This window comes from Burkholderia sp. E168m22, from assembly GCF_001319805.1.
GTDB classification, from domain to species: domain Bacteria; phylum Pseudomonadota; class Gammaproteobacteria; order Burkholderiales; family Burkholderiaceae; genus Burkholderia; species Burkholderia orbicola.
Genome location: NZ_BBSK01000082.1, coordinates 21,086 through 40,309 on the forward strand (window position 1 = coordinate 21,086; position 19,224 = coordinate 40,309).

The 19,224-nt window shown below is 67.2% G+C and carries 20 protein-coding genes and 1 pseudogene; 10 read left to right on the plus strand and 11 right to left on the minus strand.

What is annotated here, in order from left to right:
- Nucleotides 1-2: 2 nt before the first annotated feature.
- Genes AP428_RS18150 through AP428_RS18175 form a run of 6 tightly spaced genes read left to right on the plus strand, consistent with a single transcriptional unit; the run spans nucleotide 3 to nucleotide 7,000 of the window.
- Nucleotides 3-950 carry a substrate-binding domain-containing protein gene (locus AP428_RS18150; protein WP_011694785.1) on the plus strand — a complete coding sequence of 316 codons (948 nt, stop codon included), beginning with the start codon at nucleotides 3-5 and terminating at the stop codon, nucleotides 948-950.
- Nucleotides 869-2,533 (plus strand): sugar ABC transporter ATP-binding protein, encoded by a 1,665-nt coding sequence (locus AP428_RS18155; RefSeq protein WP_374039671.1) that lies wholly within the window; start codon nucleotides 869-871, stop codon nucleotides 2,531-2,533. The genes AP428_RS18150 and AP428_RS18155 overlap by 82 nt, the downstream gene beginning before the upstream one ends.
- A complete protein-coding gene (locus AP428_RS18160; RefSeq protein ID WP_011354493.1) occupies nucleotides 2,520-3,533 on the plus strand; it encodes an ABC transporter permease in 1,014 nt (337 codons plus the stop codon). Before AP428_RS18155 ends, AP428_RS18160 begins: the two co-directional genes overlap by 14 nt.
- A 46-nt stretch (nucleotides 3,534-3,579) precedes the next feature.
- Complete coding sequence (locus AP428_RS18165) at nucleotides 3,580-4,668, plus strand: erythritol/L-threitol dehydrogenase (RefSeq protein ID WP_011547327.1); 1,089 nt, start codon at nucleotides 3,580-3,582, stop codon at nucleotides 4,666-4,668.
- Nucleotides 4,669-4,697: 29 nt separating this feature from the next.
- Nucleotides 4,698-6,245, plus strand: a complete 1,548-nt coding sequence (locus AP428_RS18170) for an FGGY-family carbohydrate kinase (RefSeq protein ID WP_011547328.1) — start codon at nucleotides 4,698-4,700, stop codon at nucleotides 6,243-6,245.
- Complete coding sequence (locus AP428_RS18175) at nucleotides 6,242-7,000, plus strand: SDR family oxidoreductase (RefSeq protein ID WP_041489370.1); 759 nt, start codon at nucleotides 6,242-6,244, stop codon at nucleotides 6,998-7,000. The genes AP428_RS18170 and AP428_RS18175 overlap by 4 nt, the downstream gene beginning before the upstream one ends.
- Nucleotides 7,001-7,051: 51 nt before the next feature.
- Here the strand turns inward: AP428_RS18175 and AP428_RS37200 are convergent, their stop codons facing one another.
- The 7 genes from AP428_RS37200 to AP428_RS18205 all read right to left on the minus strand — a co-directional run bounded on the left by AP428_RS37200 (nucleotide 7,052) and on the right by AP428_RS18205 (nucleotide 12,997).
- The gene (locus AP428_RS37200) at nucleotides 7,052-7,192 is read right to left on the minus strand and encodes a hypothetical protein (RefSeq protein ID WP_012339712.1); all 141 of its coding nucleotides are present in this window, start codon (nucleotides 7,190-7,192) and stop codon (nucleotides 7,052-7,054) included.
- Nucleotides 7,193-7,365: 173 nt separating this feature from the next.
- Nucleotides 7,366-7,950, minus strand: a complete 585-nt coding sequence (locus tag AP428_RS18180; protein ID WP_011547331.1) for an NTP transferase domain-containing protein — start codon at nucleotides 7,948-7,950, stop codon at nucleotides 7,366-7,368.
- A 102-nt stretch (nucleotides 7,951-8,052) separates the two neighbouring features.
- Entirely contained in the window at nucleotides 8,053-8,733 is a 681-nt protein-coding gene (locus AP428_RS18185) for a M15 family metallopeptidase (protein WP_227746100.1), read from the minus strand.
- Between the two features lie 259 nt (nucleotides 8,734-8,992).
- Entirely contained in the window at nucleotides 8,993-9,229 is a 237-nt protein-coding gene (locus AP428_RS18190; RefSeq protein WP_041489371.1) for a type II toxin-antitoxin system Phd/YefM family antitoxin, read from the minus strand.
- An 85-nt stretch (nucleotides 9,230-9,314) separates the two neighbouring features.
- Entirely contained in the window at nucleotides 9,315-9,998 is a 684-nt protein-coding gene (locus AP428_RS18195) for a Fe2+-dependent dioxygenase (protein WP_011547334.1), read from the minus strand.
- Nucleotides 9,995-10,750, minus strand: coding sequence for a tetratricopeptide repeat protein (locus AP428_RS18200; RefSeq protein ID WP_011547335.1), 756 nt, complete (start codon nucleotides 10,748-10,750; stop codon nucleotides 9,995-9,997). Before AP428_RS18200 ends, AP428_RS18195 begins: the two co-directional genes overlap by 4 nt.
- 3 nt (nucleotides 10,751-10,753) lie before the next feature.
- Entirely contained in the window at nucleotides 10,754-12,997 is a 2,244-nt protein-coding gene (locus tag AP428_RS18205; protein WP_011694783.1) for a TonB-dependent siderophore receptor, read from the minus strand.
- Nucleotides 12,998-13,281: 284 nt separating this feature from the next.
- On the opposite strand from AP428_RS18205, the pseudogene AP428_RS37470 reads away from it, so the two are divergent.
- Nucleotides 13,282-13,350: pseudogene (locus AP428_RS37470) on the plus strand (VapC toxin family PIN domain ribonuclease); the annotation flags it as partial.
- Nucleotides 13,351-13,493: 143 nt separating this feature from the next.
- Here AP428_RS37470 and AP428_RS18210 read toward each other — a convergent pair.
- A complete protein-coding gene (locus tag AP428_RS18210; protein ID WP_011547337.1) occupies nucleotides 13,494-14,789 on the minus strand; it encodes an aspartate carbamoyltransferase in 1,296 nt (431 codons plus the stop codon).
- 234 nt (nucleotides 14,790-15,023) lie between these two features.
- Here AP428_RS18210 and AP428_RS18215 point away from each other — a divergent pair, with 234 nt between their 5' ends.
- A complete protein-coding gene (locus AP428_RS18215; protein ID WP_006485835.1) occupies nucleotides 15,024-15,158 on the plus strand; it encodes an entericidin A/B family lipoprotein in 135 nt (44 codons plus the stop codon).
- A 94-nt stretch (nucleotides 15,159-15,252) separates the two neighbouring features.
- On the opposite strand, the gene AP428_RS18220 is transcribed toward AP428_RS18215, so the two are convergent.
- From AP428_RS18220 to AP428_RS18230, 3 genes are all read right to left on the minus strand, one after another.
- On the minus strand, nucleotides 15,253-15,801 hold the full coding sequence (locus AP428_RS18220) for a hypothetical protein (RefSeq protein WP_011547338.1): 549 nt from the start codon (nucleotides 15,799-15,801) through the stop codon (nucleotides 15,253-15,255).
- Nucleotides 15,802-16,003: 202 nt separating this feature from the next.
- Nucleotides 16,004-16,936, minus strand: coding sequence for a DMT family transporter (locus AP428_RS18225; RefSeq protein ID WP_012339713.1), 933 nt, complete (start codon nucleotides 16,934-16,936; stop codon nucleotides 16,004-16,006).
- Between the two features lie 181 nt (nucleotides 16,937-17,117).
- A complete protein-coding gene (locus AP428_RS18230; protein WP_011547340.1) occupies nucleotides 17,118-17,912 on the minus strand; it encodes an AraC family transcriptional regulator in 795 nt (264 codons plus the stop codon).
- Nucleotides 17,913-18,082: 170 nt separating this feature from the next.
- Between AP428_RS18230 and AP428_RS18235 the strand changes: the two genes are divergently transcribed.
- Both AP428_RS18235 and AP428_RS18240 read left to right on the plus strand, forming a co-directional pair.
- The gene (locus AP428_RS18235) at nucleotides 18,083-18,916 is read left to right on the plus strand and encodes a molybdenum cofactor biosynthesis F family protein (RefSeq protein WP_011547341.1); all 834 of its coding nucleotides are present in this window, start codon (nucleotides 18,083-18,085) and stop codon (nucleotides 18,914-18,916) included.
- A partial coding sequence (locus AP428_RS18240) for an SDR family NAD(P)-dependent oxidoreductase (RefSeq protein ID WP_156349334.1) occupies nucleotides 18,913-19,224 on the plus strand: 312 nt, incomplete at its 3' end. The genes AP428_RS18235 and AP428_RS18240, both read left to right, overlap by 4 nt.

Here is a 19,224-nt window from a genome sequence, read left to right on the forward strand (position 1 = left end):
TCATGACGCACGCATCGCCCGCTACATCCCCCCGTCGCGCCGCCCGCCTGGCGGCCGTTGCCGCGCTCGCCGGCGCGGCCCTGTTGCCCGCCGCCGCCGCCGCGCATGCCGCGCCGCTGCGGATCGGCATGACGTTCCAGGAACTGAACAACCCGTACTTCGTGACGATGCAGAAGGCGCTGAACGACGCGGCCGCGTCGATCGGTGCGCAGGTCGTCGTCACCGACGCGCATCACGACGTCAGCAAGCAGGTGAGCGACGTCGAGGACATGCTGCAGAAGAAGATCGACATCCTGCTCGTGAACCCGACCGATTCGACCGGCATCCAGTCGGCGATCACGCAGGCGAAGAAGGCGGGCGCGGTGGTCGTCGCCGTCGATGCGAACGCGAACGGCCCGGTCGATTCGTTCGTCGGCTCGAAGAATTACGACGCGGGCGTGATGTCGTGCGAATACCTCGCGAAGGCGATCGGCGGCAGCGGCGAGGTCGCGATCCTCGACGGCATTCCGGTCGTGCCGATTCTCGAACGCGTGCGCGGCTGCAAGGCCGGGCTCGCGAAATTCCCGAACGTGAAGCTCGTCGACACGCAGAACGGCAAGCAGGAGCGCGCGACCGCGCTGTCGGTCACCGAGAACATGATCTCCGCGCATCCGAACCTGAAGGGCCTCTTCAGCGTGAACGACGGCGGCTCGATGGGCGCGCTCGCCGCGATCGAGGGTTCCGGCAAGGACATCAAGCTGACGAGCGTCGACGGCGCACCCGAGGCGATCGCCGCGATCCAGAAACCGAACTCGAAGTTCATCGAGACGACCGCGCAGTTCCCGGCCGACCAGGTGCGCATCGCGCTCGGCATCGCGATCGCGCGCAAGTGGGGCGCGACGGTGCCGAAGGCGATTCCCGTCGACGTGAAGGTCGTCGATCGCGGCAACGCGAAGGGTTTCAGCTGGTGAACGACGTGCGACGCGACGCGAAGGGCGGCGGCGTGGCCGACGCCCTTCGCACGGAGAAGCCGATGGACACGATACTCAGGCTCAGCCACATCACGAAAAGCTTTCCCGGCGTGAAGGCGCTGTCCGACATCGATCTGGAAATCGCGCGCGGCGAGATCCATGCGCTGCTCGGCGAGAACGGCGCGGGCAAGTCGACGCTGATGAAGATCCTGTGCGGCATCCACCAGCCGGATGCCGGTACGATCGAGATCGACGGCGCCGCGCGCCATTTCGCGGATTATCACGACGCGGTCGCGGCCGGCGTCGGCATCGTGTTTCAGGAGTTCAGCCTGATTCCGCACCTCGATGCCGTCGACAACCTGTTCCTCGGCCGCGAGCTGCGCAATCGCTGGGGCGCGCGCGACCGCAAGCGGATGCGCGCGGCGGCCGCGGCCATCTTCGCGCGCCTGGGCGTGGCGATCGATCTGGATGCGCCGATCCGTACGCTGTCGGTCGCGCAGCAGCAGTTCGTCGAGATCGGCAAGGCGCTGTCGCTCGACGCGCGCATCCTGATCCTCGACGAACCGACCGCGACGCTTACGCCGGCCGAGGCCGAGCACCTGTTCGCGATCATGCGCGAGCTGAAGCGGCAGGGCGTCGCGATGATCTTCATCTCGCATCACCTCGACGAAATCTTCGTGGTGTGCGACCGCATTACGGTGCTGCGCGACGGCCAGTACGTCGCGACGACCGAGGTCGCGCGCACCGACGTCGAGCAACTGGTGCGCATGATGGTCGGTCGCCGGATCGAAAGCAGCTTTCCGCCGAAGCCGGTATTGCCGGCCGACGCGCCGGCCGTGCTCGAAGTCGATGCGCTGCAGATCGAGCGCGACGGCCCGGTGAACCGCTTCGCGCTGCGTGAAGGCGAGATCCTCGGTTTCGCGGGGCTCGTCGGTTCGGGACGCACCGAAACCGCGCTCGCGGTGATCGGCGCGACGCGCGCGCATCGCAAGGAACTGCGCGTGCGCGGCGCGGCGGCGAAGCTCGCCGATCCGGCCGATGCGTTGCGCGCGGGCATCGGCATTCTGCCGGAAAGCCGCAAGACGGAAGGGCTCGTCACGTCGTTCTCGATTCGCGACAACATCTCGCTGAACAACCTCGGCAAGTACCGGTCGATGCGCTGGCTGATCGACCGGCGCGGCGAAGCGCGCACCACGCACGACGTGATGCGGCGCGTCGGCGTGAAGGCGCCGTCGATCCACACCGAGGTCGCGACGCTGTCCGGCGGCAACCAGCAGAAGGTCGTGATCGCGCGCTGGCTGAACCATCACACGTCGGTGCTGATCTTCGACGAGCCGACGCGCGGCATCGACGTCGGCGCGAAAGCCGAAATCTACGGGCTGATGCGCGAACTCACCGCGCGCGGCTACGCCATCATCATGATCTCGTCCGAATTGCCGGAAATCGTCGGCATGTGCGATCGCGTCGCCGTGTTCCGGCAGGGCCGCATCGAGGCGACGCTCGAAGGCGACGAGATCGATCCCGACACGGTCATGACCTATGCCACGGCCGGCACGCGAGGAGCGACCCATGAACCTGCCTGATTCTTCTTCCACGCCTTCCACGACGCTCGCGGCCACCGCCGGAAACGGCGACGCGCCGCCGCCCCGCGCGATGTGGGCGCAGTTGCGCCGCTCGACGCTGTTCTATCCGCTCGTCGGCCTGATCGTCGTGTGCATCGCGATGATGATCGCGAGCCCCAGCTTCCTGTCCGCCGCGAACCTCGAGAACGTGCTGCGCCAGGTGTCGATCAACGCGATCATCGCGGTCGGCATGACCTGCGTGATCCTGACCGGCGGGATCGACCTGTCGGTCGGCTCGGTGATGGCGCTGTCGGGCACGCTCGCGGCCGGGTTGATGGTCGCGGGCGTCAACGCGGTCGCCGCGCTGGCGATCGGCATCGCGGTCGGCCTCGGCTTCGGCTTCCTGAACGGCGTGTTCGTCGCGTTCGCCGGGATGCCGCCGATCATCGTCACGCTCGCGACGATGGGCATCGCACGCGGCCTCGCGCTGATCTACACGGGCGGCTATCCGATCGACGGGCTGCCCGACTGGGTCGCGTTCTTCGGCAGCGGCAAGGTGCTCGGCATCCAGGCGCCGGTGCTGATCATGCTGGTGGTCTATGCGATCGCGTGGCTGCTGCTCGACCGGATGCCGTTCGGCCGCTACGTGTATGCGATCGGCGGCAACGAGCAGGCGACGCGGCTCACCGGCGTGCGAGTCGCGCGCGTGAAGCTGATCGTCTACACGCTGGCCGGGCTCACGTCGGCGCTCGCCGCGATCGTGCTGACCGGACGCCTGATGAGCGGGCAGCCGAACGCGGGCGTGGGCTTCGAACTCGACGCGATCGCGGCCGTCGTGATGGGCGGCACGTCGATCTCCGGCGGGCGCGGGGCGATCCTCGGCACGCTGGTCGGCGCGCTGCTGCTCGGCGTGCTCAACAACGGGCTCAACATGATCGGCGTGAACCCGTATGTGCAGAACGTGATCAAGGGCGGAATCATCCTGCTCGCGATCTACATCAGCCGTGAGCGATCGCGGTAACGATCAATCAATCAGCCATCCGAATCACTCAGGAAAGAGACAACTCATGACGACACCCGAAGCCCAGCCGCGCATGACCGCGGTCGTCTGCCACGGCCCCGAGGACTATCGCGTCGAGCAGGTCGCGAAGCCGAATCCCGGCGCGAACGAACTCGTGATCCGCATCGCCGCGTGCGGGATCTGCGCGAGCGACTGCAAGTGCTACACCGGCGCCAAGATGTTCTGGGGCGGCCCCAGCCCGTGGGTGAAGGCGCCGGTCATTCCCGGCCATGAATTCTTCGGCCATGTCGAGGCGCTCGGCGACGGCGCGGCCGAGCATTTCGGCGTGGCGCTGGGCGACCGCGTGATCGCCGAGCAGATCGTGCCGTGCGGCAAGTGCCGCTACTGCAAGTCGGGCCAGTACTGGATGTGCGAGGTACACAATATCTTCGGTTTCCAGCGCGAGGTCGCCGACGGCGGGATGGCCGAGTACATGCGCATTCCGCCGACCGCGATCGTTCACAAGATTCCGCTCGGCGTATCGCTCGAGGATGCGGCGATCATCGAGCCGCTGTCGTGCGCGATCCACACGGTGAACCGCGGCGACGTCCAGCTCGACGACGTCGTCGTGATCGCGGGCGCGGGCCCGCTCGGGCTGATGATGACGCAGGTCGCGCACCTGAAGACGCCGAAGAAACTCGTCGTGATCGACCTGATCGACGAACGGCTCGAACTCGCGCGCCAGTACGGCGCCGACGTGACGATCAACCCGCAGCGCGACGACGCGCGCGAGATCGTCCGCGCGCTCACCGACGGCTACGGCTGCGACGTGTACATCGAGACGACCGGCGCGCCGGTCGGCGTGAACCAGGGGCTCGACCTGATCCGCAAGCTCGGCCGCTTCGTCGAATTCAGCGTGTTCGGCGAGGATGCGACCGTCGATTGGTCGATCATCGGCGACCGCAAGGAGCTCGACGTACGCGGTGCGCACCTCGGGCCATACTGCTATCCGGTCGCGATCGACCTGCTCGCGCGCGGGCTCGTCACGTCGAAGGGCATCGTCACGCACGGTTTCGCGCTGGAAGACTGGGACGATGCGATCCGTGTCGCGAAATCGCCCGAATCGATCAAGGTGCTGCTGAAGCCGGCCCGCTGACGGCCGGCGTGCGCCTCACCGGAGACATCATGGAATACGTCATAGGCGTCGACATCGGCACGCAGAGCACCAAGGCGCTGCTCGTCGACCGGCACGGCACGATCGTCGCGCGGCGCTCGTCCGGCTACCAGCCCGATACGCCGCGTCCGCTGTGGGCCGAGCAGTGGCCGCAGGTGTGGTTCGACGCGGTGCGCGACTGCATCGCGGGCTGCGTGAGCGACGCGCGGGCGCAGGGCGTGCCGGCCGACGCGATCCGTGCGGTGTGCGTGAGCAGCCTGTACGGCGGCTCGGGCATCCCGGTCGACATCGACATGCGGCCGCTGCATCCGTGCCTGATCTGGATGGACCGGCGCGCGACCGCCGAAGTCGACTGGGTCAACGAACACGTGAACGTCGAGCGGCTACGCGTGATCACCGGCAACGGCGTCGACAGCTACTACGGCTTCACCAAGATGCTGTGGCTGCGCGATCAGCGGCCCGACGTGTGGGCGAACGTGCGCTATTTCCTGCCGCCGAACGCGTACGTGATCTACCTGCTGACCGGCGAAGTCGCGGTCGACCACAGTTCGGCCGGCAATATCGGCGGCGTGTACGACGTCGCGCGTCGCGAGTGGTCCGACGACGCGCTCGACATGCTCGGCATTCCGGCGACGATGATGCCCGAGCGGCTGGTCGATTCGACGGACGTCGTCGGCGGCCTGCTGTCGCAATGGACCGCGCAATTCGGGCTGCCGGCGGGCACGCCGGTCGTCGCGGGCGGCGTCGATGCCGCAGTGGCGACCTTCGCGGCCGGCGCGACGCGTACCGGGCAGCACGTCGCGATGATCGGCACCAGCATGTGCTGGGGTTACGTGAACCGGCATGTCGATGCGCGCCATGGCCTCGTCAGCATGCCGCACGTGTTCGACGGGCAGCGCGACCTGTATGTGTTCGGCGGGGCAATTACGGCCGGCGCGTCGGTCGCGTGGTTTCGCGACCAGTTCTGCCACGCGGAAATCGATGCGGCGCGCCTGTTGCCGCACGGCGATCCGCACGTGCTGCTCGAGGAGGCGGCCGAGCGCGTGCCGGCCGGCGCCGACGGCGTGCTGTTCCTGCCATACCTGATGGGCGAGCGCAGCCCGGTATGGGACGCGAAGGCGAGCGGCGCGTTCGTCGGGCTGAGTCTCGCGCATACCCGTGCGCATCTTTATCGTGCGGTGCTCGAAGGCGTCGCGTTCGCGTTGCGCCACAACATCGAGGCCGGCCGCCGCGGCGCGGTGGCGCTGGACGACCGATTGATCGTCGTCGGCGGCGCCGCGCATTCGGCGCTGTGGATGCAGATCATCGCGGACGTGACGGGCTTTCCGGTATGGACGATCGAGCAGGACGTCGAAGCCGCGATGGGCGCCGCGCTGCTCGCGGGCGTCGGCGCGGGGCTCGTGTCGCGCGATGACGCGCAGGGCGGCTGGGTCACACTCGTCGAGCGTGCACGGCCCGATGCCGATCGCGTGCAAACGTACGACGCGCGTTTTGCGCTCTACACGGCGCTGTATCCGGCACTCAAGCCGATCATGCACAGGCTGGGCACGTCATCATGAACACACGATTCGATTTCAGCGGGGCAACGATGCTCGTCACGGGTGCCTCGAGCGGAATCGGCCGCGCATGCGCGGTCGCGCTGGCGCAGGCGGGTGCGCGCGTCGTCGCGGCGGGGCGCGACATGGCCGCGCTCGACACGCTCGCCGGCGAGATTGCGTGCGATACGTTGCGCCTGGATGTCGGCGGCGATCAACACGCGATCGACGCAGCACTCGCCGCGTACGACGCGTTCGACGGCCTCGTCAATTGTGCGGGGATCGCGTCGCTCGAACCGGCTCTCGAGGTCTGCGCCGCGCAGTTCGACCACGTGATGGCCGTCAATGCGCGCGGCGCGGCGCTCGTCGCGCGGGCCGTGGCGCGCAAGATGATCGAACGCGACGGACGCGGCGCGGCGCACGCACGGGGCAGCATCGTCAACGTGTCGAGTCAGGCGGCGCTCGTCGGCCTGCCCGCGCATCTGAGCTATTGCGCATCGAAGGCAGCGATGGACGCGATCACGCGCGTGCTGTGCATCGAACTCGGGCCGCACGGCATTCGTGTGAACAGTGTGAACCCGACCGTCACGCTCACGCCGATGGCGCAGTTCGCGTGGAGCGAACCGGAGAAGCGTGCGCCGATGCTCGCTGCGATTCCGCTCGGCCGGTTCGCGGAGCCGCACGAAGTCGTCGAACCGATCCTGTTTTTGCTGAGCGATGCGGCGTCGATGATCAGCGGCGTGTCGTTGCCGATCGACGGCGGATATACCGCGCGCTAGGCCCCGTTACGGCAGTAGCGCGCTGCATTCGCGGAGCGGGGCAGTGTGCGGCTAGACCGGGTCCTTGCTCGGTGGACCGTCCGGCTGCTGCGGGTTGTCGTGATGGCCGGGTGGCGACGAGAACGGATCGTCTTCCGGATCGCGGTTCGGATCGGCCGGTGGCTCGGGCGTCGGGGTCGTGTGATCGCTCATGGAGAACTCGTGCAGTGCGTGACGGCGGTGGCGCGGCGGACGCGCCTCGTCTCCGTTATAGGCAATCGGGCACGCGTTTGCAGCGGGATTCTTGTTACGGGGCGTCGATCGTCGGAGAAATTCGCTTATTGGCGGTGTTCGTGCGGGATACTGCACGGCCCGTGCGATCGAAGTCAGCGCAAATCCGCCGGGGTATCGACGTCGCGCAGGATGCCGGGATCGTCGACGTCGAGCAGCGTCACCGGCGCGCTGGCGAACAGTGCGCGGGCGCCCGTGTCGCCGTCGAGGGCGGCGAGCGCATCGAAGTGGTGCGCGGCAAAACCGACCGGATGGCCGCGTACGCCGCGATGCGCGGGTGCGACGATCGACGCGTCGTCGGTTTCGAGTGCGCGTGCGACCGTTTCGTAGGTGGACGCCGCGATCCACGGCATGTCGCCGAGCGCGACGAGCCAGCCATTCGCGTCGGGGGTCGTGCGGACGCCGGCCGCGAGGCTCGCGCCCATGCCGCGCAACGCGTCGGGTGCATACACGACCTGGCAGCCAGCTTCGTTCAGCAGCATCGCAAGCTTTTCGGCGCCGGGACGCACGACGGCGATCACGTCGGCGGTGGCGGCCGCGAGACGGCGGGCGGCGGCGACTGCGACCGGCGTGCCGTCGGGAAGCCGAGCGAGCAGCTTGCTGTGCAGACCGCTCGGGTCGAAGCGTTGACCAAGGCCGCCGGCGAGCAGGACGCCGGTGGCGAGTGACGCATAGGACATCGGCGCGGGGGGAGTGAGGCAGGTGCTGCGATTGTGCGGGAGCACACGGGGATCGGCAAGTGAGGATGTTACCGAGTCACGTATGCCGGATCGGGAAAACCGTCATCGCGACGCTTCGTCGAGCATGCTTTCCTCGACGGGACCGTAAATTGCGTGTGATTCGTTCTGCATGACGGCCCAATAGCGGTCGCCGAACGACCAATGCCACCATTCGGACGGGTAATTCGTGAAGCCGGCGCGGGTCAGCGCGCCGATCAGGATCTGGCGGTTTCGCGCGGCCGCGCGGCTGATGAATGTGTTGTGCGTGTAGCACGCGCCGGACGATTCCTGGTCGGTGGCGTTCATGATGGTGCCCATGTCGATCTCGATGCCTTCCGCCGAGATCAGCGTGAGGTCGATGGCGGCGCCCGTCGGATGGGCGGCGACTTCCGGCAGTGCGACGTAGTGGCTGGTCAGGGCGACCAGGGTGTCTTCGTCCGGCAGCGGATTCAGCGTCCGGCGCAGATGCGCGAGATGCTCGGTGAAGGACCGGCGCTGCAGGGCCAGCGGGCGATAGCCTTCCTTGACGTACAGGCGCAGGCCGGCGGGCAACGCGTGCGCGGCGGCGATCAGCCGTTCCGCCACACTGCGACGCACTTTCAGGAAATGCGGGCTCCTGCTTTCGATATCGCGGCGGTCGAGATCGACGGCGATGCGGTCATGGAAGCCTGCGAGATCGACGAACCCTTCGTGTGACTCTTGCAGGGCGATCGAGCGGACGGCGGGATCGGAGAGCGGTATCACGGTAGCGGGCAAGTGGCGCGAGGACGGTTGCGGGCCGCGGGCCGATGTTGAATGGGGCGGCCGCGGTCGTTTTGGTCAGACGAATCGGCAATATGCCAGAGTCGGGCGGAAGATGCGCGGCGGTTCGAGCTACGGGGCCGGCGACGCTTACCAAAGCGTCCTGACGTGCGCGTACGCGCGGATTTTTTCGTCGCGGGTGATCAACCGAGCGCAGAGTCGCCCGCTGCCCATCACGCCGATGCATGCGTATCCAGCACGATCACAGCGACGTCTCCCAATCCTCTTTCGCAATCGGATCGAGAGGATTGTCGTAGCGCATGACCGAACCACGCAATATGTCCAGCGGCTGAGCTTCGCGCGAGCGATACGGTCGAATCTCGAGCGTCGGTTTGCCGTGGTCGGTGACGATCAGGTCTTCGCCCGACGCTTCGATGAGCCGGAGGTGTTCGAGTGCGCGAGCCTTGAATTCGGATTTCGATACGGGAGTGAGCGGCATCGCGATATGAGTGGGGTCATTTGACGAGATCGTTTTGGACCCGTCTTTCGACGCGGCGCGAGCGCCGGCGCGCGACCGACTCAGGCTACGCATCCGCCCACTTCCTCAACAGATTGTGATAAATCCCGGTGAGCGAAATGACCACCGGGTCCTTCGCCCCTTTTTCTGCGGAAAGCGCCTGAATCTGCGTATCGAGCTGAAACAGCAGCGTGCGATCACCGTCGTCGCGCACCATGCTCTGAATCCAGAAGAATGACGCGACGCGCTCGCCACGCGTCACAGGCGTCACGTGATGCAGGCTCGACGCCGGATACAGCACGAGGTCGCCCGCCGGCAGCTTCGCACGATGCACGCCGTACGTATCCTCGACGCACAGCTCGCCGCCGTCGTACGCATCGGGTTCCTCGAGAAACAGCGTCGCCGACAGATCGCTGCGCACGCGGAAATCCGTGCCACGCAGCAGCCGGATCGCGTTGTCGACGTGCGTGCCGAACGTCTCGCCGCCTTCATAGCGATTGAACAGCGGCGGAAACACCTTGAGCGGCAGCGCCGCCGAAAAGAACAGCGGATGGCGGGCGAGCGCATCCTGGATCGCGTCGCCGACGGTGCGCGCGACCGGCGAGCCTTCCGGCAATTGCCGATTCCGTTTCGCGAGCGCCGACTGCGCGCCGGACGTCGCGTTGCCGTCGACCCAGTCGGCGGTATCGAGCATCTCGCGGCATTGCGCGACCTGTGCCTTGGTTAGTACACCGGGGATATGAAGCATCATGATGCGAATTCCATGGCGTGCGGTGCCAGCTGCATGGCCACCGAACGAAAAGCGTCGAGCGGCGACGACACGAGATACGCGCGCATCTTCGCGATGAATGCGGGTGTCGCGGTGGCCGGCACCCGCGCGAGCCACGCGAGCGCTTCGTCGATGCGTCCGCGCTCGGCGAGCAGCCGTGCATAGTTGAACTGGCCGCGGAAGTCCCCGGCAATGGCGGCGCGGCGATAGTGGTCGAACGCGGCGTCGGTGTCGACCGCTACGACCCAGCCGTCCTCGTAGAACCCGCCGATCAGGTTGATCGATTTCGCATGGCCGAGCGCGGCCGCGCGGCGGAACCAGTCGAGCGCGTCGGCGCGGTTCTCGTCGACGCCGTGGCCGAGGGCGAGTGCGGTCGCGTAGTTGTACATGCCCCAGTCGAGGCCCGCCTGCGCGGCGAGCCGGTACCAGTACACGGCGACCGGCGCGCAGGCGGCCGTGCCCCAGCCGAACTCGTAGCAGCGCCCGAGCATGTTCATCGCCATCGGGTGGCCGGCCCGCGCGGCATGCCGGAACCAGTTGAACGCGGCGGCCGGATCGCGTGCGACGCCGTGCCCGTCGAGCAGGTATTGCCCGTACACGGCCTGTGCGTCGACGATGCCGTGGTCGGCCGCCGCGGCGACCCACGCGGCGGCGCGCTCGGGCGGCCCGGCCAGGATGTCGGCGAACTCGCGCGGCGATACCGACGCGAGCGCTTTCAGCGACACGGCTTCCATCGATCAGTAGCGCGCGTTCAGCGTGACGAACGCCGAACGGCCGGGCGCGATCGACGCATAGTGCGCCGGATACGCCTGATCGAAGTAGGTGCGGTTGAACAGGTTGTTGACGTTCAGTTGCAGGTCGAGCTTCTTGTTGATCCGGTACTGCGCCATCGCGTCGAAGCGCCAGTACGACGGCACGGCGCGCAGGTTCGCGGGATCGCCGAATACTTCCGACATATAGAACGCGCCGCCGCCGACCGTGAACTTCGGCGTGACGTCGTAGTTCGACCACATCGTCAGGCTGTGCTTCGGCGTGTTCGGGAAGCGGTTGCCGTTGTTCGCGGCGTCCTTGCCGTTGTCGCGCAGTTGGCTCTTCATGTACGTGTAGCCGCCGAACACCTGCCATTGCTTCGTGATCTGGCCGGCGAGGCCGAGCTCGAGACCCTGCACGCGCTTGTTGCCGACCATCGCGTACTGGTTGTTCGGCAGCGTCACGCGTGCGTTGGTCGTGTCGATCTGGAACAGCGCGGCCGTCAGCGACAGCTTGTCGTTCAGCACGTTCCACTTCGTGCCGAGCTCGATGCTGCGGTTTTTTTCCGGCGAAAGCTGATCGGCGTTCGGGCCGACGCCGCCGCGGCCCGGCGTGAGCGACTGCGTTTCGCTGCCTTCGCCGAGCATCATGCCGGCGGGCGTCGACGAGGTCGCATACGACGCGTAGATGCTGCCGTTCTGCGCGGGCTTGAACACGAGGCCGGCCTGCCAGTTGAAGAGCGTGTCGTCGCGCGTATAGGTCTTGCCGCCATTCGCCTTGGTATCGGTGAAGCGGGTCGAGTAGTCGTCGACGCGCACGCCGGCGTTGACTTGCCAGCGCGGCGTGATCTCGATCGTGTCGAAGCCGTAGATCGACTTCGTCGTGGTGCGCGCATGCGCGTAGTCGTTGTTGCGCGTGATCGAACCGGCCCACGGATCGTTCGGGTTCGGCGACCACAGGCTCGTGCAGTTGTAGCCCGACGCGGCGCCGATGCCTTTCTGGCAGATCGTGCCCTTGTCGGTCGCGACCGTGTACGAATCGCGCTTGCCCCATTCGCGCGACAGCTCGATACCGGTCGTGAAGCTGTGCTTGAACGGGCCCGTGCGGAATTCGCCGAACAGCTCGGTCAGGTTCGCGAGGCTGTTGATCGAGCTGTTGCGGTTGTTGTTGCGGCGCCAGACCTTGCCGTTCACCACGTTGCCCTGGCTGTCGTCCGGCTGCGTCCAGATGTAGTCCTGTGTCGATTCCGTGTAGCGCGTGGTGTTGCGCACCGTGAGGTTCGGCGTGATGTCGTGCTCGATCTTGATCGTGCTGATGTCCGACGTGGTCTTGCGGAAGTCGCGGTCGATCAGGCCGTAGAAGTTGTGGCGATCGACGGGCGCCGGATAGATCGTGCCGACGTTCGCGGGCTTGTTCGACGTCGTGTAGAAGTACGGGATGCCGCCGTCGGGCATGTCGTCCGTCTGCAGGTGGTAGTAGCTCGCGGTCACGCGCGTCGGCGTGCCGAGGCCGAACGCGATCGACGGCGCGACGCCCCAGCGCTCGTTGTTGACGGCATCGCGACCGGCGACGTCGTTGTTGTGGCTCATCAGGTTCAGGCGGAACGCGGCGTGCTCGGCGAACTGCCAGTTGCCGTCGGCGGTGAAGCGGCGATAGCGGTCGGTGCCGAGGCCCGCGCTCGCGGCGGCCGTCGTGCCGAGGTGCGGGGCCTTCGTGATCAGGTTGATGCTGCCGCCGGCGCCGCCGCGGCCGCCGTACGCGCCGTCGGAACCCTTCGTGATCTCGACGCGTTCGGTATTGAAGATCTCGCGCGTGGTGGCGCCCGTGTCGCGCATGCCGTCGACGAACATGCTGCCCTGCGTGTCGTAGCCGCGAATGAACGGACGGTCGCCGAGCGGGTTGCCGCCTTCGCCGGCGCCGAACGTGATGCCGGGCACGGTGCGCAGCGCTTCGGTCAGCGTCGCCGCGCCGCTGCTCTGGATCAGTTCCTGCGGAATCACGGTGACGGATTTCGGCGTGTCGACGAGCGGCGCGGTGAATTTCGCGGAAGCGGAAAAGTCGGCCTTGTAGCTGTGCTCGGTCTTGCCCTGGATCTCGATCGGCGCGAGGTGGCCTTCGGTGCTGGCGGGCGCCGCGGGCGGCGTACCGTCGGCGAACGCGGGGCTCGCGGCGAGCACGCTGCACAAGGTGGTGAACTTACCGAGCTTCAGCTCGTCCGGACGGGATTTCATGGTGCGCTTCGACCTCGTGGTGTGGCCCCGGAGGCACTGCGATGCGGAAATGTGCACGCCGCCGGGAATTATTACGATTTGTTTTCAGGCGGCATTCTATGTAATTTCCTGTTAAATGAGAAGCGTTCTTGTTCTCGTTTGTAAGGGAAGTGTTGACGAATGTTGCGGGGTGGTCGAAGGCTTGTGGGGCGGGGAAGGATGGCCGATTGGCCGAGTATGAAGGGCTGGGCGGTGGGACTAGAGTGGTTGCGTCGCGGGGCGCCGAGTGACTGCAAAATGCCAAGGTGGCCACGCGCGACGTCGCGCCGTTCGAGGCAGCAGGCCTGCGTGTGATCGACCCTTGGACCGCCTGACGCCGGGTTAGGCGCCGTCACGTTGTTACCGGCGCCGAAAATGACAACGCGCCGTGCAAGCCGGCGCGTTGGGTGCGTGATGTCTGCGCGTGGCCGTTGAACTGACGCAATCCCGCGTTCAGGCGCGCGACACCGGCCGCAGGTCAGTCGATCCCGTGAAACACCGCGTCTTCCGGCCCGAGGTATGCCGGCGGGCGCCACGTCGCGTCGCGCATCGAATGCTGGACGAGATTCTCGACACCCAGCAGTACCGCGAAGATCGCCATCCGCACCGGAATGCCGTTGTCGGTCTGCCGGAAGATCGCGAGACGCGGGTCGCGGTTCAGGTCGACCGACAGGTCGTTCGCGCCGGGCCGGCTGTCGCGCGGCAGCGGGTGCATGATCAGCGTGTCGGGCTTGCACACCGCGTCGACCAGCGCCTGGTTGATCTGGAAATCCGGCGTATAGCCTTCGAACGACTCGTCGGTGAAGCGCTCCTTCTGAATTCGCGTCGCGTAGACCACATCCGCGCCGCGCAGCCCGGCCGCGAGGTCGTTGGTCTGCTCGACCACATGGCCGTTCGTCGCGATCTGCTCGACGATGTACGTCGGCATCTCGAGCGTCGGCGGCGACACGAGCGTGAACTTCAGCCCGCGGTACAGCGCGAGCAGCTTGACCAGCGAGTGCACGGTGCGGCCGTATTTCAGGTCGCCGACCAGCGCGATGTGCGCGCCGTCGACTATCTTGCCGAGTCGCGAAAACTCGCGCTGGATCGTATAGAGGTCGAGCAGCGCCTGGCTCGGGTGCTCGCCGGGGCCGTCACCGCCGTTGATCACCGGCAGGTTGGTCGCGCGCGCGAATTCGGCCACCGAGCCTTTTTCCGGATGGCGGATCACGAGCGCGTCGACGTAGCCAGCCATCACGCGGCTCGTGTCGTAGATCGATTCGCCCTTGGCCATCGACGAGAACGTGAACCCCGTCGTATCGCACACCGAGCCGCCGAGCCGGCAGAAGGCCGCGCCGAACGACACGCGCGTGCGCGTGCTGGCCTCGAAGAACAGGTTGCCGAGCACCGCACCTTCGAGCACGCGCGAAATCTTGTGGCGGCGCGCGATCGGCTGCATGACATCGGCCACGCGGAACAGCGCCTCGACCGAATCCCGCGAGAACTGGTCGACGGAGATCAGTTGCGGCTTGCCTTCGAACAGGAATTGCTTCGCGAGCCCTTGTTTATCTACGCTTTGCGTATAGTTCTCGCCATCCGGTGCCGAGCGCTCGACGATTTCGGACACGAAGCGTTCGACGATCTCGGGCATCCCGCGCGATTCCTGCGAATCGTCCGGAAGCAGCCAGGTATCCAGCGCGCGCCGGCTGACGCCGATGCGATTCGCGAATGCCTCGCGGGTCATGTTGAGGCGGCGCATCGCGTCGCGGAGGAAGGCTTGCTGGGGAACGGTCATCGGCGGCTCCTGGGCGGAAAATATACGCGGTGCGTATATTAGTTCCTGCCGCAATGAAGTCAAGAAAAATCTGCGCGCATGCGCGGTGTGGTGCGTATGACACTCGGCGGAGCCGTACTGGCGCGCGGCCTGCGTCTCCGTATAATCAGGTCAGGCCCCGTGTCCGGCAGCGTGCCGGGCGCCAGCCGCACACGATTCGCCCGAATGGGCATGTTGATTCGAAGGAGAATGAGAATGACGCGTACGATTGCTGCAATGCTGCTGGTGGTGACCGCGGCGCTCGCCGGTTGCAATACGGTCGCCGGCGTGGGCCAGGACATTTCGAAGGGCGGCCAGGCGATCAGCGATTCGGCTGAAAAGGCCAAGTAAGCCGACCGGTTCCGGTATGCAGAAGGCGCCGGCCTTCCCGCGATTGCGGGGAGGCTCGGCGCCTTTTTTTACGCGCGGGTCGATGCCGGTGGCGTCAGGCGCGTTCCACGAACGCGTAGCGGCCTTCGACCTTGCGCGGCGTGAACCAGCCGTAGTCGGGGAACAACCGGGTGCGGACGAACCACACGTAACCGACCAGCACGACCGTGATCGCGAGACTCGGCAGCGCGGCCGCCGGATCGCGCCCGAGATCGGCGACGGCCTTCGGTATCTGCAGCAGCGACAGCACGATGAACGCGTGATATGCGCCCACCCGATGGGTCGCGAAGCCCCAGATGAACAGCAGCGACAGCGGCACGGTCAGCGCAAGGAAGACGGTGACGAGGACGTTGCCGGCACCGGATACGAAGAAGTAATACGCAAGCATCAGGCTGATGACCAACTGGGCGATGCCGAGCGCGATCAGGATCCGGACGTGCACCTTGTTCTTGCGGCAGCGTTCGGGGTCCGGGCGCGATGCGATCAGGTGCGCGAGCACGCGATCCTTGAGCCCCTGTCCGGACAGTTCGGCCAATGTGTCGGCCTTCCTCGTTCCCGCGGACAGCAGCACCGCGATTCTTGTTTTGGCTTCCTTCCTGTTCATTGCTTGGCGGATTGTTGTTCGATGGTTGTCAAAGGGTGTGGCCACGCGAATATTGCATCTTGCGCAGCCGTGCGCAACGGTTTTGCGGTGCGAGGACACATTCCTACAGTCGCCGGCTGCATCGCGGAAAGGTGGCGATCGGCAGGCGATGCGACGGCAGGGTGCCGGAGCCCTTTTCGCCGCGAGGCAATGAACGCGCGAGTCAGTCGATGGCGGTCCGCGCGGCGAGCGTAGCGCGTGATGCGCCAGGCGGCTCGCGCCGTCGCGTCGCGCCGACGAGCATGCCGGCGACGACGAGCGAGATGCCCGCGACACGCGTGCCGGTCAGCGTTTCGCCGAACAGTGCGACCGCGAACAGCACGGCCGAAACCGGCGCGACCGCCGTGAACAGGGCCGCCTCGGTGCCGCTCGTGCGGGCCGAACCCGCATACCAGCACAGGTAGCCGAGCACGGTCGGAATCAACGCGTAGTAGACGATCGCCGATACGGCGCCGACGGTCCAGCCGCTCGCCACTGCTTGCCATTCGAACGCGGCCGGCACGAGTGCGAGCACGAAGCCGAGGCCCGACATCGCGGTGGAGAGCGCGAGCGGCGGGACCGGTGCGGCAAGCCGTCGGTTGAGCAGGATGAAGACCGCTTCGCATGCGACGGCCGCCAGCACCAGCGCATCGCCGGCAAGTGTTTGCAGCGACGGCATCGCGTGGCCCGGCGCGAACGTGACGAACAGCACGCCGGCCGTGGCGAGCGCGGCGGCCAGCCAGTCGCGCGGCGTCTGCCGCTCGCGCAGCACGACGGCCGCGATCAGCGTCGACATGGCCGGCAGCGTGCCGAGCATCACACCCGCATCGAGCGGCGACGACAGTTTCGTGCCGCTGATCAGCAGCACCGTATAGCCGACGCCGCCCGCCGCCGCCTGGATGACGAGTAGCACGGCGTCGCGTGCGGAAATGCGCGGCCAGCACATGTGCTGCGCGCGCATCAGCGCGAACAGCAGCGGGGTCGCGATCAGGAAGCGCAGCGCTGTGGCCGCGAACGGCGGCAGGCCGCCGGCCGCGAGACGGCTCGCGATGACGGTGCTGCCGACGCCCGCCATCGCGGCGGCGAGATAGAGATAGCCAATCAGTCGTGTCTTCATGCGTCGCATCGTCGCGTATGGCGGCGGGGCGCGTCTTGAACGAAATTGCAGCGCGAGAGGCATTGAATGCGGTGCGCCGTCGACAGGCCCTGACGCAATAGGTCGTGGCTGCCGTCGAGGTAGCAACCGCCTTTGAATGCACTGCGCCCGGTAGCTCTGCACTGCGCGGGCGATGCGTTGATTATCCTGCCTGCGTGAACCGCCCCGGCGTGATCCCGAACTGGCGTGCGAACGCACGCGTCAGGTGGCTCTGATCGGCGAAGCCGGCTTCGGCCGCGGCATCGGCGATCGGCAGGCCGCTGGCCAGGAGCGCGCGCGCCAGCCGCGTGCGCGACTGAACCAGATAGGCGTGCGGCGTGATGCCGAGCTCGCGCGCAAAGCCGCGCAGCAACTGGAAGCGGCTGACGCCGCTCAGGTCGGCCAGCTCGGCGAGCGACACGGGAGCAGCCGGCGCTGCATCGAGCCGCTCCCGCGCGACGCGGACGGCCGGCGCGACGCCGGCCGCCGGCAGCGTGCGGTTCGCGTGCCGGGCGAGCAAACCGGCGACGAGCATCACGAGCGCTTCGTCGCGGGCCAGCGGCGGGGTTTCGCCTGCGACGATGCGCGCATGCAGCCGACCGACGGCGGCCGTGAGCCGCGCGTCGCGCACGGCCGGATGGGCAAGCTCGACGCCGCCGAGGCCTTCTTCCGCGGCGACGCCCGCGACCAGCCCGGGCGCGAGGTACAGCATCCGCCAGCGCCTGCCGGTGCCGGCCTCGAGCGGCGAGCCGTCGTGCATCTCGCCGGGATTGACCATGATCGCGTCACCCGCCAGCGCGTCGACCTGCCCGCGACCGCTCCACGACCGGTGCGCACCGCTGACGATCACGCCCACCCCGAATTCGTCGTGCGCGTGGCGCGGAAACGCGCGGTCGGATTCGAGGCTGATCGCTTCGATGCCTTCGCCGGTGCGTCGATAGTGGGTGACACGGTGCATGTGCGCTCCTCGCGCCGGTCGCGGCGCGGATCACGTGCACTTTAGCGCGTTCCGGCGCCGCGCGCCCTTCATCCTTTTGGCGGATATCGCGCGGCGCGTGCAGCCGGCACCATGTGCACATCGGCAGCGTACACGGCCCGCCGGGCCTGAAGCTGCATGGGAGACGGCAGGTGGAACGACAGGACCCGGTATTCATTCAGGTTGGCGCGCTCGCGGACGGCTTCGCGCCGGAGGCGAACATCCTCGCCCCCGTCGACGCACTCGTCGGGCGGACGCTGGCGCTTGGCGACGCATCGGGCGCGTGGCGCGTCTATACGTTCGAGCCGGATGCGCTGCAGTGGCGCGATGCGGCGAGCGATACGGGCGGCCGCGCGCCGTGCCGCGTGACGCGGCTGCGCGATGGACTGTACTTCGTCGACTACATCGATGTCACTGCTCGGGCGACGTCGGTCAGCCTCGTGATCGATCTGGACACCGGCGTGTGGACGTCGGTCGTCGGTACGCTGCCGACGGAAGCCGACACGCGCATCGATGCGTTCACGCGCGTCGCGCGCGGGCTGCCGCTGACGGCCGTCGACGTGCAATTCCGGCACGGCACGCTCGGCGGCCACGCGCAGCCGGGGCCGTTGCATGCGCCCACGCACGAGCTGATCGGCAAGCGGACGATGTACCGCTACAGCCCGACCGAATGCTACGAGCACATCTACCTGAACGAGAATTTCTACGCGTGGCAGTGCCTGCAAGGCGTCGAAGGCGGGCTGGCCGATGTCGACCGCTGCCATTACTTCAAGATGGCGGACGAGCTGTATCTGTTCGTGTGGCGCGAGAAAGTGGTGCCGACGCTCGGCGTCGTGCTGATCGACCTCGCGCAGCGCAAGACCGACGGCAAGATCTTCGGCTATCAGGGCGGCGATTTCGGCACGCTGTCGAATTTCCAGATCGGCGCTTACGCGCAAGTGCTGAACGAAACCGTGTACCCGCCCGGCGGCGAGGCGCAGCGATGACTGCCGTGCCGGGCAGCGGTCGCCTGCGGGCGGATTTCGGCGGCCGTGTCGTGCTCGTCACGGGCGCCGCGCAAGGAATCGGCGCGGCGATCGCGCGCCGTTTCGCAGAATCCGACGCGTTCGTCGCCGTGGCCGACCTGAACGGCGACGCGGCAGCCGCGCAGGCCGACGCGCTGGCCAGCGCGGGCGGCGACGCACGCGCGTATCGGGTCGATGCCGCGAGCCGGGGCGACCTGGATGCGCTCGTCGCGGCAGTCGAGCGCGACGGCGGCCGACTCGATGTCGTGATCCACAATGCCGCGTATTTT